The sequence below is a fragment of the Tardiphaga sp. 619_E2_N8_4 genome (genome assembly GCF_051810905.1).
In the GTDB taxonomy this organism is placed as follows: domain Bacteria; phylum Pseudomonadota; class Alphaproteobacteria; order Rhizobiales; family Xanthobacteraceae; genus Tardiphaga; species Tardiphaga robiniae.
The window spans coordinates 3,092,647-3,107,200 of sequence record NZ_JBPWQJ010000001.1 but is presented as its reverse complement, the minus strand read 5'-3'; the positions used below and the strand labels follow the sequence as shown (position 1 = coordinate 3,107,200).

Below are 14,554 nucleotides of genomic sequence, written 5' to 3'. Positions count from 1 at the left end.
TTCCTCCCCTTTTATTTCTTCAGCACTGATCGCCGTGGTGCCGATCTGTCGCTTCATGGCGGCGACTTTGTCGGCAGCGATGTCATGTCGCCTTGCGTTTGAACTCCGCGAGCTCCGGCGATGGAGCCGGCCCCCAGATATCTCGGGGGAGACCTACCCAGACCTTGGGGCGCTGCGGACGATCCCGGTGCCATGGGCGTGGTTCGAAATAGCCGAGATCTTCATCGATCATCTGATCGAGATCGAAGAACAGTTCGATGAGATGGCCATCGGGGTCGCGGTGATAGATCGCAACATTGTGGCCCGGGCCATGACGCACCGGCCCCCACAGGATCTGCATCTTCTTGCGCCCGAGCAGATCGCAGGCGCGATGCATGTGCGAGGCATCACGGAGCTCGAACGCCGCGTGATGCAATCGCCGACCCGGGCCGCGCGCGAAATTGACGGAGTGATGATCAAAACCACACCGCATGAAGACGAAGGCGTCCTCGATCCAGTCCGACACCCGGAAATTCAGCACGTCACCATAAAACTTCGACGCCTTCAGCGGGTCTTGCGTGTAGAGCGCGATATGGCCGAGGCGGTCGGCTGCAATGCCGCCGACAGGCTGCTCCGCGACAGCGAATGTCGGCCCCGCAAGCAGCTCGATCTCCATTTCCTCGAAGTCGCGGAACAGCACCGAACGGGACACGCCAGGAAGCGGATCGGACTGGATCTCAGCCGCAATTCCAGCGCGCGACAGTGTAGCCACCAGGTCGGCGAAATCCAGATCGAGCGCCACTTCGAAGGTCAATCGCCGACAGGCCGCCTGATCGCCACGCTGCAGGACGACGGCGAGTTCATCCGAGTCGGTGGCCAGCGATGCGCGACTAGCGTCACGCGTCACCACACCGAGTCCGACCACCGCTTGATAGTAGTCGATCTGCCTGTCGATATCAGGCGTAACGAACGTCACATGCCTGATGCGTTTTACCTTGATCATGTGGTCCTCCGTATCTCGTTCCAGACCGATAGCCGTTCGCCTACGGGGTCATGATGATCTTGCCGAGCGCGCCCCCGGACTCCAGCAGCGTGTGCGCCTGCCGGACCTCGGATAATTTCAGCCGTGCCGAGATTGCGGGCTTGATCTCCCCGCGCCCAAGCAGCGAGATCAACTTCCCCATGATGGCGCGGCGCGCATCGCGGTCATGATCGTAGATGTGAAAGGAGAAACAGCGGATAGCCGGACAGACGTCGAGATACTTCCGCATCTCTCCCATCAAGTTTTCTTCGGGAAGGCCGGCGAAGGCGTTGTAGGAGACCAGCGTCCCCCATTTGCCGAGCACGCCAAGATAGGAGACGAATTCGGGACCGCAAACATGGTCGAGCACGAGGCCGACGCCGCTCCCCCCGGTCAATTCGCGCGTCCGCGCGACGACGTCCTCGTCACGATAGAAGATCACGTGGTCGGCGCCGTTGGATTTGGCGAACCGGGCTTTTTCGGGGGTGCTGACCGTACCGATCACCGTCATGCCTGCCAGCTTCGCCAATTGCACGATCGACGTACCGACGCCGCCCGCAGCACCAATCACAAGCACACTGCCAGCGGGATTACGCCCACCGCATTCATGGAGCAGCGCCCAGGCCACTTGATAGTTGGCAAGACAGACGGCGTCCTGAAGATCGACGGCATCAGGCAACAGATGAATGGCATCGGCCGGCGCCACCACATATTCGGCGTAACAGCCGCCGCGCTGTGACAGATCGCGGGCGCTCAGCAAAACCTTCTGCCCGACCGAGATACCGACAACACCGTGACCGACCGCGGAGATGCGCCCGGCGACATCATTCCCCGGATTGGCCGGTAGTGGCGGCATCCACTTGTAAACGCCGCGCCGGATCAAGGCGTCCGGCTGGCCGACGCCAAAAGCCTCCGCCTTGATCTGCACCTCTTTCGGGCCCGGAGCCGGAATGGCGACATCGACATAATCGAGCGCGTCGGGACCACCGGGACGATGAACCAGCACAGCCTTCATGAATCCACCCTGCAGAAGATATTTTCGAAAATATGTCCTATTACGAAAATTATTGCAATAGCGGTCATGCGCCGGCATTCTGCAACCAGCCGGCACCATCAGCCGGCGGAATCTGAGGTCCATTCCATGACTGCTTCGGCCGTCAAATCGCGCAAAGAATTCGGCAAAACACTCGCAGTCGATATCACGCACCGACTGCGTCAGGATATCGTCGCTTGCCGGCTCAAGCCTGGCGAACCGCTAAAATTCGATGCCTTGAAGCTCGCTTTCGGCGCAAGCTTCACGACGCTGCGCGAGGCGCTGACGTCGCTGACGGCGGACGGCCTGGTCGTTGCCGAGGAGCAGCGTGGCTTTCGCGTGGCGCCCGTTACGAGCGACGACCTGATCGACATCACCCAGACCCGGATCCTGATCGAGATCGAACTGCTCAGCCGCTCCATCGCAAATGGCGGAGATGACTGGGAAATAGCGGTTATGTCGACCCTGCACAGGCTGGGACGCATTGAGGAAAGGCTTCCCGGTAATCACGTCGAGAATCCGGAATGGCAGATCGCCCACCGCCAGTTTCACGAGGCGCTGGTGTCGTGCGGGCGCTCCCCGACGTTGTTCGGCATTCGGGCTTCGCTGTTCGAGCGCGCCGAACGCTATCGAAACCTGTCCGCCATGTTTCGCCCCCAACCACGCGACAAGGTCGGTGAGCATCGCGCCATCATGCAGGCCGCGATTGCCCGCGATACGGCACTGGCCACGTCCCTGATCGACCGGCACATCCGCAGCACCTCCGACAATGTCGTGAAATACGCGTCTCATCTGCTGACTGAATCCTGAGACGGGATCGCCGGCTAGTCGGCGAAGAAACCGACCGTGCGCCCCACGTCACACGTGGAAAGCGCCGTCAGGCCTCGTTAGCCCTCTTGCCAGACATTATTTTCGAAAATATAATCCACTTACGAAATTTTGATATCCAGGATTAACGGAAAGGCCTCATCATGAAGCTCTTGTCTTTCAGCCATCAGCAGCGCGAGAGCTGGGGAGCCGTCGTCAACGACGCGATCGTCGATCTCGGCAAGGCACTCCCGCACTATCCGACGCTCGCCGATTTCATCGCCAGCCCCGACTTCGCCAAGCGCGACCAGATTGTTGACGGACACAAGCCGGACCTGAAGCTCTCGGACATCAGCTACCTGCCGGTGATCCCCCGCCCCGAAAAGATCGTCTGCGCGGTGCGCAACTATCTCGACCACCACAAGGAAGCGGTGGCTCATGGCATGGACCGTCAGATCACCGAATTCCCGCCGATCTTTCTGCGGGTCTGGCGCTCACAGGTTGGCCACAACCAGCCGGTGATCCGACCGAAGGTCTCCACGCATCTGGACTGGGAAGGTGAACTCGCCGTCGTGATCGGAAAGGGCGGCCGACACATTCCCGAGAGCGAAGCCATGGATCACATCGCGGGCTATTCGATTTATAACGATGTCAGCGTCCGTGATTATCAGCGACACGCGCAGCAGATCGCGGCCGGCAAGAATTTCGTCGGCACCGGACCGTTCGGCCCGTGGCTGGTGACCACCGATGAAGTGCCGGATCCCACCAAGCTCAAGCTCGAAACCCGCGTGAATGGTGACATCGTCCAATCCTCGGACACATCCTTTTTGATCTTCTCGATTCCCCGGCTGATCAACTACGCGTCGGAAATCTTCGACCTCGTCCCGGGTGACGTCATTGCAACGGGAACGCCTGCCGGCGTCGGCTTTACGCGCAAGCCTCCAATCTTCCTGAAGGCCGGCGACGTCGTCGAAGTCGAGATCGAGAAACTCGGCATCCTCAGCAATCCCGTCATCGACGAGTAGTCAGTGGACGGCTTCCTCACAACGCTCGCAAAACACGGACTGGGTCAGCCATGACATCCTATGACATTCGCAAGACCCAGATTTCCGTCGAGACGGTCTGGCACGAACGTGGGCCGCGTCTCTCGCAGCCGCTCCATGTCGGCACGGCGCTTGCGATCATCCGCAATCCTTTTGCTGGTCGCTACGAGCCCGACCTGATGGCCTTCCAGGCCGAACTACGCGAACTTGGACGCACACTTGCGGCCGAACTCGTTCAGGCGCTCGGCGGCAAGGACAAGATCGAAGCCTACGGCAAGGGCATGATCGTCGGTGAAGATGGCGAGCTCGAACATGCAGCGGTGTGGCATGAGGCCGGCGGCTGGGCGATGCGCGAGATTCTCGGCCAGCCCAAAGCCATCGTGCCGGCCGCGAAGACCGTCGGCGGGATCGGCACACGGTTGATGGTCCCGCTCGGCCATATCGAAGCGGCCTATGTCCGCAGTCATTTCAGCACTGCTGAAATGACTGTCTGGGACGGCCCGCGCCGCGACGAGATCGCCTTCGGCCTGGTGATGGGCACGGGCGGAAGGCCGCATGCGCGTATTGGCGGGCTGGCCGCGTCCGATATCTCGGTGCATGACGGACAGCGATAACTCCCGCAAACAACGCCTGCACACAACGCCGGCGCTTCGCAAAGAGTTTCGCTACTTCGGCGTCTCCATCGCCCTGGCGACGGTGATCTTCAGCATCTCGACGAACAGTTTCTCTGCGTCGGTCCCGTCAGGCAAGCGGCGCAGGATATCAGTGAGGCGGCCATCGAGGGTCAGCATGGTGAAACCATGCACCAACGACCACGTGCGCGCGATCTGCGCGGCCTGCTCGATGGTCAGCGCATCGGTGGCGACATTGCCCGGATGGTGCGCGCCGACAACGCTGGCAAGACCGGCGAAGGATGCATTGGCTGCCTCGCGCAGATTCGGCCGCGTCATGTCGAGCCGCTCGGTACGAAACATCAGCTGATACATGCCGGGCTGCGCACGTGCATAAGCGAGATAGGCCTTGGCGCGGGCGAGCGCGCTTTCGAGCGGCGTCGTGCCGCTCGCACCAGCCGCAGTCATTGTGGCGTTGAAGTTGCGAAAGCCGATAGCGGCGAGTTCGCTGACGAGGCCAGTGAGATCGCCGAAGTGATGCGTCGGAGCCGCATGCGAGACGCCGGCTTCGCGGGCGACGGCGCGCAACGTCAGACCTGATAGTCCATCGCGCTCCAGCACGATTTCCGCGGCTTTCAGCAGCGCACCGTGCAAGTCCCCGTGATGATAGGGAGATTCGGCGCCGGCGGATTTTTTGGCCGTGGTCTTCGCTTGCGAATTTCCTGCGACCTTCTTGCGGCGGTCTTGCGGCACGGCGCGCGGTTTCGCGGTCTTGGTCTGCTTCGTCATGGTCATGTTATAGGTCGTCATTTTTACACTGTAAAGATTTTGCTTAGAAATCTAGACAACGTAAAGATAATAGCATGGGAGACGACGATGGCGCTGCTGGACCCGATCGAGGCTGCTCATGACAATCTAGCGCCAATCCCGATGGAGTGCGACGCGCCATTCCTGACAGTCGTCGGCGAATTGCCACGTGAGCTCAACGGCACGCTCTACCGCAATGGCCCCAATCCTCAATTCGAAACCAAAGGCTCGCACTGGTTTGTCGGCGACGGCATGCTGCATGCCTTTCACATCGAGAACGGCCGCGCGAGCTATCGCAATCGCTGGATCCGCACGCCGAAATTTCTCGCCGAGCACGATGCCGGCCACGCGCTCTATCGCGGCTTCGGCCAGAAGCTCCCGGATGCCCCCGCTTCGCTTGGCAATGACTCAGGCGCGGCCAATACCAACATCGTCTTTCACGCCGGCCGCCTGCTCGCGCTGGAGGAAGGCCATGCGCCAACCGAGATCGAACCGGGCACGCTGAAGACGCTCGGCTATCAGAACTATGGCGGACGCATTGGCGGGCCGTTCACCGCGCATCCGAAGATCGATCCCGTTACCGGAGAGATGATTTTCTTCGGCTATAATGCCCGGGGAATCTTCAGTCCGACGATCTCGTTCGGCGCGATCGATTCATCGGGCATCGTGACGCGCTTCGAACGTTTCGACGCACCTTATGCCAGCATGGTGCATGACTTCATCGTCACCGAGAACCACCTACTGTTTCCGATCCTGCCCATTGCTGGCAGCATGGAGCGCGCCCGGTCTGGCCGCCCGCCCTATGCGTGGGAGCCGGACAAGGGCTCTTATGTCGGCGTGATGAAGCGCGGCGGCAGTGCGGATGATATCAAGTGGTTTCGCGCCGAAGCCTGCTACGTCTTCCATGTGATGAATGCGTGGGAGGAAGGCGACCGCATCATCGCCGACGTCATGCAGTCCGAGGAAGCGCCGCTGTTCACGCATCCCGACGGCTCGCCGACCGATCCTGCGAAATCCAACGCGCGACTTTGTCGCTGGACCTTCGATCTGTCAGCCAATACCGATCGTTTCACCCGCACCTATCTCGACGACGTCACCGGCGAATTCCCGCGCATCGACGAGCGCCGCTCCGGCCTCCTCAGCACGCAAGGCTGGTACGCCTGCGATAATCCGGCACCGGGCGCCAGCAGCGCCTTTTCCGGGATCACACATGTCTGGCGCGACGGCGTCAGGCTCGGCCAGTATATGCTGCCGCTCGGCGACAGCATCTCCGAGCCCGTCTTCGTCGCGCGCGGAAAGGATGCAGCCGAAGGCGATGGCTGGCTGCTCGCCGTGGTGTGGCGCGCGCGGCAGAACCGCAGCGATCTGGCAGTGTTCAATGCCACCGATGTCGCCGCGGGACCGATCGCTCTCGTCCAGCTCGGTCACCGGGTACCGGCGGGCTTTCACGGTAACTGGGTCGATTCCTTATAAACTATTGATTCAATGACAGTTAAAGATCTCGGCTCACATAATTTTGACAGTGTAAAGATTTTTGTTGACGAGTCCGCGGGCAAGACCTAAAAGAAATCTTGACAACGTAAAGATAGAGCGACGGGAAAACAGCATGGCGTCCTTTCTCATGATCGGCACGGCTGCCACCGCCTCCTGAAGCACAACGACAAAAGTACTCATTCGACAACAAGCGCGGAACCACGCCATGATCAACGTCCTCGCCAAGCTGGCCATCGGCTTCCTTTCCACCATCGCCTTTTTCACGACCTTTGCGGTCGCAGGAGACGTGCTGATCGCGACTGCCGTCGCCATCGCAAGCGCTGCTACGCAGTTCGTTCTCGCACGAACCGCATATCGCAGGCCGGACATGATGACCCGGACAGCAAGCTGGGGCAGCTTGGCCCTCGTGCTGGTTGTGACCGGGACCACACTCGTCGGTATCGAACCATCCGGCGCGGCCGCCTCGGCCTCTCATGACGTTTTCACGCCGGTCGGCAATGTCTGCCCGCTCTCACAACAAGACATATGATCGCAGGATAATGAGCAGCGACGCGACGACCTCGTAAGCGAGCCTGCAACTCACCTTCACAACGTCAAGATAGCCCGAACTGGAAACGCCATGGCTTCCTTTCTCATCATCGCCCCGTTCGGTGCTTTCGCCATACTGATAATGGTGTCATCGGTCGCGATCAGCCTCTTCGCCGCAGCCGCGCTGTCGCTCGGCATCGTGGTCTGGGACGTGATCCGCGGCGGCTCGCTGAAGATGCTCGCAGCAGGCTCGGTGCTGATCTTCAGCGCGCTCGGCTGCTACATCACGCTGGTCGACGGCAATTGGAGCACGGTGGCCGTCCGCCTCGCCGTCGATGTCGGCCTGCTCTCAATCGTGCTGCTGTCGCTGGCGATCCGCCTGCCCTTCACGCTGCAATATGCCCGCGAGATGGTCGACGCCGAAACCTTGAAGCTGCCCGGCTTCATGAAGGCGAACTACATCCTCACCTGGGCCTGGGCCGGCGCATTTGTGCTGATGCTGGTGGCGGATATGTTGATCATGTACATGCCCTCGCTGCCGCTATGGATCGGCTTTGCGGTGGCTTTTGCCGCTCGCAACTCTGCCGTTGCCTTCACCAAATGGTACCCACAGTATCGTCGCGCGAAATATGGTGCAGTGAAACCGGCTGAACCGCTGAAGCCCTGATCCACTTCGCCTGCAAATCGACGCCTGACCATCTCGACTGCATTGGGAGCACTGCGATGAAGGACGTATTCGCCAAACTTGGCCAGGATTTCTTCTCCACCATCGTCTTCCTGGTGCTCTACCTCGTCACCGGTGACGTCCTGCTGGCAACCTGCGTGGCGATTGCGGGTGCCGTCGCACAGTTCGTCTATGCCCGCGTCAAGGGCTCGAGGCTCGACGTAATGACCTATGCCAGTCTCGCGCTGGTTGTCGTCCTCGGCGGCGCGACGCTGCTGACCAAGGATCCGCGCTTCGTGCTGGCCAAGCCCAGCATTGGACATTTCGCCATCGGCGCGATCATGCTGCGCAAGGGCTGGATGCTGCGCTACCTGCCACCCATCGTCAGCGAGACGATCCCTGAATATGTGACCGTTGCGGGCTATGCCTGGGCTGCGCTGATGTTCGCGCTTGGCGCCGGTGTCGTCGCTGTGGCCATGACCGGCGATATGAAACTGTGGGCGTTCTATGTGTCGGTCGTGGCCATTGGCGCCAAGGTGCTGGCCTTCGCGATCCAGTATGTCGTGTTCCGGGTGATCGTCGGCCGCAAGCTTCGCGCAGCTGCAGCGACGGCGCCGCAGATGGGCGCCTAGTCGCTCGTACGCAACAGCGAGCTTCGCAAACGGGCTACTCCGACATCCACCGTCAGCGGCGGCGATGCCGCGGGCGCATGAACCGTGTCGCCCTCATATTCAGCCGTGATCCAGCGCGTGCCATCCGCCAGCGCCGAGGTGGTGAACGACGCCGTGCCGGCGCGATCGAGGCCGACATGGGTCGCAAGAACCTGCTCGCCATCGCGAAAGGTGACGGCACCTTTCGGAATGCCAACACCGCCGGCAATCGCGGCCGTCAACGTGACCACCGCTCCAGACGGACAAGGATTCTCGGACGACGACAGCGCCACCGCCGGCGTGACGCGTATGGTTTCCTCCACCACCGCGGATTGGCTCGGCTGCACCACGACAGGCAGATAGTTGGACGTCCCCATATAATCCGCACGGAAGCGATGCGGACCCGGCGGCAGTCGCTGGACCACCAGCGACGGATGGGCCACATCGACCCAGCCAAGCACCATGAGCGTCGTCTCATCGACAAAGCGGACGATGCCGCCCGGGACGCCCCCACCGCGTTCACTGGTCACGGACGCCGTCAGTGTCGTGCGACCGGTCGCATCGATAGATGCCACCAAAGTGGTCCGGGTCAGTTCGGAGTGAATGATGGATTGGGCGCGGGCCGCGGCCGGACTTGCGAGCATAACTGCAGTGACGACGACCAGATGAAAATTGTTCACCTGTTACACTCCGGTTTGCCACCCCTGGGATGAGGCGCGTGGCCGGCGAAAAGGTTCAAACACAAAAACCGGATGCGGAGAGGCCGCATGCCGATGTGAACAATTCGTCACAGATACTGATAAAACATGATCCCGTTGACCGCGCTGGCCGCGGCCAACAACGTCACCACCGTCACATTCAGCTTCAGAGCATCCAACATGGCGCGGCCTCAAATTCGTCTGCAGTCTGATCGCTATTGGAACAGCGCCGCCTGAGTCGTCACCGCTTTTCTTTTTCCTCCGCATCCTTGCGAGTCACCGGAGAATCGAGTCCCGCGCACAGACCGAAATTCAGCGGGGTCGCTGCAAGCCTGAGTCGCGTTTTGTCGAACCAAATCGCTGGTGCCGCGACACAAAACCATGACCCGAATCGCCATCCTGATCGCCGGCCTCATCACCTCCGGCACCGCCTTTGCGCAACCCGTGACGCCGCCGCCGGAGCTGCTATCGCAGGAGACACCGGAGTGGTTTGCGAGCGCCCGTGCCTTCGTGCCGCCGGACCGCGTGGCCGGTCAGGCGTTTCATGTCGACATGTCCGATCCGCAGGCGCCGGTCGGATATGTCGCGATCTATCCAGCCGGTGCCAACGATCCGAAGACAGCGGCAAGCGCATTCGATGCCGGCGAGATGCTGGTGGCGAAGCTGGCACGCAGTGACGGCAAGCTGACCGCCCTGTCAGCCGAGCTGCGCTCGCGTGACGTCACGCTGAACAGCAACATCCCGCGTGTACTGAGCGCTGCGCATGACGATGCGGAATATCGCCAACTCCACGCCGAATTGCTGAAGGCGCGCGGCACGCTGCCGGATGGCGCCATTCCCTGCGATATCCATGGCTGGTCGACCGACCGCGACCCCAACGGATTGAATGTGCGCGCCGGGCCATCGACGAAAGCCAAGGTGCTCGGCACTCTGCCGCCGCCCTACAAATTCAAGAGCAAAGGTGAGAACGTGCCTGACGGAGGCTGGCTGACGGAATTTTCCATCATCGGCTTCAAGGATGGCTGGTTCCTGATCGAAGGCGCAACGCCGCCCGGCAAGGAATATGAGGACGAGAGCGTCTATCCGCGCAACCATCCGAAGCCTTACAGCGGCCGTGGCTGGGTCGCGGCCAGCAAGGTCGGCGCGCAATATGCCAATGGCGACACGCGGATGGGCGGACTGTTCCAGGCGCCGCATGTGGACGCGCAATGGACACCGGCCAAAGGCGAAGGTGGCAGCGAGATCAGCGCCGACGGCGGCCCCAAGCGCGTTCTCGCTTGCAGCGGCTTCTGGGCGCTGGTGGAAAGCCACGACGGCGTCCGCGGCTGGTGGCGACGGCTGTGTTCAAGCCAGGTGACGAATTGCAGCTGAGCGAAATCACTGGCGGGCCCGAGAAAAATACCTTAGGTTGTATTTATATCAGATACATATTGAGGAATCCATTTTGAGGGAGGAACGTCCATGGACAGCGTCATCCAGCAACTGGCACTCGTATCGGAATCCGCGACCATTAGCGCCAGCGACCTGATGCGGGTGGCCGCCGCGCTCCAGAAGCAGGCCAGCCGCGACTTGGCTCCCGTGTGGAATATCTCGGCCACGATCGATGCCTTCGAGAAGCTTGAGGATGTGCCGCTCGGCTACTGGCCCATGGTCGTGAGGGATGACATCGGATACGACGCTGCCGGAATCCATCTCGACAATGACCGCCAGCCGTTTGCGCTGATCAGCGCGTCATCCGATATCGATCACTGGTCGCTGACGGCATCGCACGAGACGCTCGAAATGCTTGTAGACCCCTATGGTGACAGGTTGATTGCCGGAAATTCGCCCAAGAAAGACCAGGGCCGCGTGAGCTTTCTGGTCGAGGTCGCCGATCCGTCGGAGGCTGCCGAGTTCGCCTACACCTGCAACAACGTGAGGGTATCGGATTTCTACACGCCGCGTTACTTCGATCCGGTGGCGGCTTCCGGCGTTCGCTATTCCTTCATGGGTGTCATCAAAGAACCGCGACAAGTGCTCAAAGGCGGCTATCTGTCATGGGTCGATCCGGTCACCTCGCACTGGTGGCAGCAGACCTGGTTCGGCGGCTCCAAGCCCGCCTTTCGCGACCTCGGCAAGCTTGATCCCAAGGCGGGAAGTCTGCGGTCTCAGATCGACCGGCTGTCCACGGCCGAAAGCGCCAGGGCAAACGCGACCAAGCACGCACTGGTCGGCTCCGCGCTCGTGAAGCAGGCAAGTGCGCGGTCCACGGCATCGAAAGCCAGGATGTGGAAGAGCCAGATCGATCAAATCGTGGCGGCACCCAAACCCCGGCAACGCAGGTCGGCAACACGGCGTGCCGGCCCGGCCGCGGCCGACGGCTAGGCGCGGATCGGCCCGGTGCAGGGGAGACTGCATCGGTATCGCCATCCGACATGCACTGCCTTTCATTTGCCCGAAGGCGGCATATATTTGGGAGACAAGTATTCTGCGCGACGACAACAGGGGAATGCACCATGCCCAATGAAAACTCCGCAGAGAGCATCGCACGCGCGGCGAAGTTGCGGGCGCAGATTGATCGGATGACCAAGCCATCGGCTGAGGTATCCGGGAACAGCACCTCATCGTCCAGCGAGCGCCCCATGTCGCCCCGCGAGTTCATTCAGCGCGAAATGGACCGGCTCGATAGGAAGGAGTAGCGGGACGGCGGCCGTTGCCGGCCATCGCTGCGCTCGAACCCATGTGACGACCGGTTGCTAGAACCAGATCTGCATCGGCAGGCCTTGCGTGTCGCGCGGTGGCTCGCCTTCGGGGACACAGCCCACGCAATCGCGCGCCGCCAGCGCCACCGCGCACGCATCGAGCACGTCGTCCCGCTGTGCGCCGGTGCGCGTGCGCTTGCCGGTCAGCCAGTCGTCGAGATCGCTGAAGCCGTTCACCATCAGCAGATGACGACGCAGCGCGAGCCCCTCCTCCGCATGTTTGGACGGCAGCGGCACATCGCCATTCAGACGGAGAAAGACAAGTTCAGGATGCGCTTCGCGGATATCGAGATCACGGTGCTCCAGCACGAAGCCATCGACCTCCATGATCTTCGGTCCGAGATGCCAGAGCTGGCGCGAGACTTTCTTCTGCCCGCGCCTCTCGGCCTCCGCGTTGGCGAGGTCGGGATCGGTGAAGTCCTGCCACAGCCAGCGACGTCCGCCGGAGAATACGCGCGAACCGTGGGGGCTGAGCTTCTTGCGCGCCAGCTGATCGCAGCACCGCACACCGTCATCGCCGAGGCCGATGGGAATATCGATGGCCGCACGGGCAAAGCGCTGCGTCGCAAGCCAGGAGATATCGCTGATAAAATCGATGGAGCGCCGGTCGCCGTCGAGTGTGACGGCGACCCAGCCTTTGCCGAAGCCATCGAGGCCAATGAAGGTCACGACATCCTCTCAGCCGTCATTGCGAGGAGCATCTTGCGACGAAGCAATCCAGTCTTCGCTTGTAGCTTTCTGGATTGCTTCGCTGCGCTCGCCATGACGCCAAGAGGTCGCAGCATCAACCGAGGTTCAATTCCTTGAAGAAGTCGTTGCCCTTGTCATCGATAATGATGAAGGCCGGGAAATCCACGACGTCGATGCGCCAGATCGCTTCCATGCCGAGTTCGGGATACTCGACCACCTCGACTTTCTTGATGCAGTGTTCGGCGAGGTTTGCCGCCGAGCCGCCGATCGAGCCGAGATAGAAGCCGCCATGCTTCTTGCAGGCCTCGCGCACCGCAACGGCGCGATTGCCCTTGGCAACCATCACCATCGAACCGCCCGCCGCCTGGAACTGGTCGACGAAGCTATCCATGCGGCCGGCCGTGGTCGGGCCGAACGCGCCGGAGGCATAGCCTTCGGGCGTCTTGGCGGGACCGGCGTAATAGACCGGGTGGTTCTTGAAGTAGTCCGGCAGTGGCTCGCCCTTCTCTAGCCGGTCGCGCAGCTTGGCATGCGCCGAGTCGCGCGCGACGATCATGGTGCCGGTCAGCGACAGGCGGGTCTTGGTCGGATAGTTCGACAGCGTCGCGAGAATGTCCTTCATCGGCTGGTTGAGATCTATCTTCACAACCTCGCCGCCGAGCGCCTGCTCGACCTGCGGCAGATACTGTGCGGGGTTATGCTCGAGCTCTTCGAGATAGACGCCGTCCTTGGTGATCTTGCCGAGCACCTGACGATCCGCGGAGCACGACACGCCGAGGCCGATCGGCAGCGACGCGCCATGACGCGGCAGGCGGATGACGCGGACGTCATGACAGAAATACTTGCCGCCGAACTGCGCGCCGACGCCGGACGACTGCGTCATCTTGAGGATTTCCTGCTCCATCTCCAGATCGCGGAACGCATTGCCGTCCGGCGAACCTTGCGTGGGCAGCGCATCGAGGTAACGCGCGGAAGCGAGCTTCACCGTCTTCATGCACAGCTCGGCCGAGGTGCCACCGATGACGATGGCGAGGTGGTAGGGCGGGCACGCGGCGGTGCCCAGCGTCATGATTTTTTCCTTCAGGAAGGCCAGCAGGCGATCCTTCGTCAGAACGGATGGCGTCGCCTGGAACAGAAAACTCTTGTTGGCGGAGCCGCCGCCCTTGGCCATGAACATGAACTTGTAGGCGTCATCGCCCTCGGCATATATCTCGCACTGTGCCGGCATGTTGTTGGCGGTGTTCTTCTCTTCATACATGGTCAGCGGGGCGACCTGCGAGTAGCGCAAGTTGCGGCGCAGATAGGCATCGCGGGCGCCTTCGCTGAGTGCCGCCTCATCGTCGCCATCGGTGATGACGTTGCAGCCCTTCTTGCCCATGATGATTGCGGTGCCGGTGTCCTGGCACATCGGCAGCACGCCGCCGGCGGCGATGTTCGCATTCTTGAGGAAGTCGAAGGCCACGAACTTGTCATTCGGACTGGCTTCGCTGTCGTCCAGGATGTTGCGAAGCTGCTGCAGATGGCCGGGGCGCAGATAGTGGTTGATGTCGCCGAACGCGGCCTCCGAGAGCGCCTTCAGCGCGTCGCGGGAGACCACCAGCATGTCCCTGCCCAGCACCTTCTCGACCCGCACGCCCTCGGTGGTGACCTTCTTGTAGGGAGTGGTGTCTGCGCCCAGCGGAAACAGCGGAGTGTGCTTGTAGGGCGGGACGGGCTTCTGGTCGGGGAAAGCGGTGGGAGCGTTCATGGATGGGGCCTCAAAAAGGGAGGGGATTTGAGGCCCTTGTA

The 14,554-nt window shown here is 61.5% G+C and carries 16 protein-coding genes; 9 read left to right on the top strand and 7 right to left on the bottom strand.

Annotated features, from left to right (window positions below; genetic code table 11):
• Positions 1–82: 82 nt before the first annotated feature.
• Positions 83–982, bottom strand: a complete 900-nt coding sequence (locus tag AB8A23_RS14780; RefSeq protein ID WP_439059303.1) for a VOC family protein — start codon at positions 980–982, stop codon at positions 83–85.
• A 40-nt stretch (positions 983–1,022) separates the two neighbouring features.
• The gene (locus AB8A23_RS14775; RefSeq protein ID WP_175366542.1) at positions 1,023–2,015 is read right to left on the bottom strand and encodes a zinc-dependent alcohol dehydrogenase family protein; all 993 of its coding nucleotides are present in this window, start codon (positions 2,013–2,015) and stop codon (positions 1,023–1,025) included.
• Here AB8A23_RS14775 and AB8A23_RS14770 point away from each other — a divergent pair.
• From AB8A23_RS14770 to AB8A23_RS14760, 3 genes are all read left to right on the top strand, one after another.
• On the top strand, positions 1,995–2,843 hold the full coding sequence (locus tag AB8A23_RS14770) for a GntR family transcriptional regulator (protein ID WP_420878656.1): 849 nt from the start codon (positions 1,995–1,997) through the stop codon (positions 2,841–2,843). The genes AB8A23_RS14775 and AB8A23_RS14770 overlap by 21 nt on opposite strands.
• A 161-nt stretch (positions 2,844–3,004) precedes the next feature.
• Positions 3,005–3,865, top strand: a complete 861-nt coding sequence (locus AB8A23_RS14765) for a fumarylacetoacetate hydrolase family protein (protein WP_439059305.1) — start codon at positions 3,005–3,007, stop codon at positions 3,863–3,865.
• A gap of 50 nt (positions 3,866–3,915) precedes the next feature.
• Positions 3,916–4,497 carry an amino acid synthesis family protein gene (locus AB8A23_RS14760; RefSeq protein WP_439059307.1) on the top strand — a complete coding sequence of 194 codons (582 nt, stop codon included), beginning with the start codon at positions 3,916–3,918 and terminating at the stop codon, positions 4,495–4,497.
• A gap of 51 nt (positions 4,498–4,548) precedes the next feature.
• Here AB8A23_RS14760 and AB8A23_RS14755 read toward each other — a convergent pair whose 3' ends face one another.
• Entirely contained in the window at positions 4,549–5,283 is a 735-nt protein-coding gene (locus AB8A23_RS14755) for a TetR/AcrR family transcriptional regulator (protein WP_439060524.1), read from the bottom strand.
• A gap of 87 nt (positions 5,284–5,370) precedes the next feature.
• On the opposite strand from AB8A23_RS14755, the gene AB8A23_RS14750 reads away from it, so the two are divergent.
• Positions 5,371–6,774, top strand: a complete 1,404-nt coding sequence (locus AB8A23_RS14750; RefSeq protein WP_439059309.1) for a carotenoid oxygenase family protein — start codon at positions 5,371–5,373, stop codon at positions 6,772–6,774.
• A 33-nt stretch (positions 6,775–6,807) separates the two neighbouring features.
• Here the strand turns inward: AB8A23_RS14750 and AB8A23_RS14745 are convergent, their stop codons facing one another.
• On the bottom strand, positions 6,808–7,002 hold the full coding sequence (locus tag AB8A23_RS14745) for a hypothetical protein (protein WP_439059311.1): 195 nt from the start codon (positions 7,000–7,002) through the stop codon (positions 6,808–6,810).
• Here AB8A23_RS14745 and AB8A23_RS14740 point away from each other — a divergent pair.
• The 3 genes from AB8A23_RS14740 to AB8A23_RS14730 all read left to right on the top strand — a co-directional run bounded on the left by AB8A23_RS14740 (position 7,001) and on the right by AB8A23_RS14730 (position 8,619).
• The gene (locus AB8A23_RS14740) at positions 7,001–7,324 is read left to right on the top strand and encodes a hypothetical protein (RefSeq protein ID WP_115029860.1); all 324 of its coding nucleotides are present in this window, start codon (positions 7,001–7,003) and stop codon (positions 7,322–7,324) included. The two genes, AB8A23_RS14745 and AB8A23_RS14740, sit on opposite strands and share 2 nt — an antisense overlap.
• Before the next feature lie 90 nt (positions 7,325–7,414).
• Complete coding sequence (locus AB8A23_RS14735; RefSeq protein WP_439059314.1) at positions 7,415–7,990, top strand: hypothetical protein; 576 nt, start codon at positions 7,415–7,417, stop codon at positions 7,988–7,990.
• Positions 7,991–8,046: 56 nt separating this feature from the next.
• Positions 8,047–8,619 carry an inner membrane-spanning protein YciB gene (locus AB8A23_RS14730; RefSeq protein WP_439059315.1) on the top strand — a complete coding sequence of 191 codons (573 nt, stop codon included), beginning with the start codon at positions 8,047–8,049 and terminating at the stop codon, positions 8,617–8,619.
• Here AB8A23_RS14730 and AB8A23_RS14725 read toward each other — a convergent pair.
• Positions 8,616–9,317, bottom strand: a complete 702-nt coding sequence (locus AB8A23_RS14725; RefSeq protein WP_439059317.1) for an Ig-like domain-containing protein — start codon at positions 9,315–9,317, stop codon at positions 8,616–8,618. The two genes, AB8A23_RS14730 and AB8A23_RS14725, sit on opposite strands and share 4 nt — an antisense overlap.
• 399 nt (positions 9,318–9,716) lie before the next feature.
• Between AB8A23_RS14725 and AB8A23_RS14720 the strand changes: the two genes are divergently transcribed.
• Both AB8A23_RS14720 and AB8A23_RS14715 read left to right on the top strand, forming a co-directional pair.
• A complete protein-coding gene (locus AB8A23_RS14720) occupies positions 9,717–10,706 on the top strand; it encodes an SH3 domain-containing protein (RefSeq protein ID WP_439059319.1) in 990 nt (329 codons plus the stop codon).
• A 90-nt stretch (positions 10,707–10,796) separates the two neighbouring features.
• Positions 10,797–11,699 (top strand): hypothetical protein, encoded by a 903-nt coding sequence (locus tag AB8A23_RS14715; protein ID WP_439059321.1) that lies wholly within the window; start codon positions 10,797–10,799, stop codon positions 11,697–11,699.
• A gap of 371 nt (positions 11,700–12,070) precedes the next feature.
• On the opposite strand, the gene AB8A23_RS14710 is transcribed toward AB8A23_RS14715, so the two are convergent.
• Together AB8A23_RS14710 and AB8A23_RS14705 are read right to left on the bottom strand one after the other, a co-directional pair.
• The gene (locus AB8A23_RS14710) at positions 12,071–12,745 is read right to left on the bottom strand and encodes a DUF429 domain-containing protein (RefSeq protein WP_439059323.1); all 675 of its coding nucleotides are present in this window, start codon (positions 12,743–12,745) and stop codon (positions 12,071–12,073) included.
• 115 nt (positions 12,746–12,860) lie between these two features.
• A complete protein-coding gene (locus AB8A23_RS14705) occupies positions 12,861–14,513 on the bottom strand; it encodes a fumarate hydratase (RefSeq protein WP_439059325.1) in 1,653 nt (550 codons plus the stop codon).
• Positions 14,514–14,554: the final 41 nt, after the last annotated feature.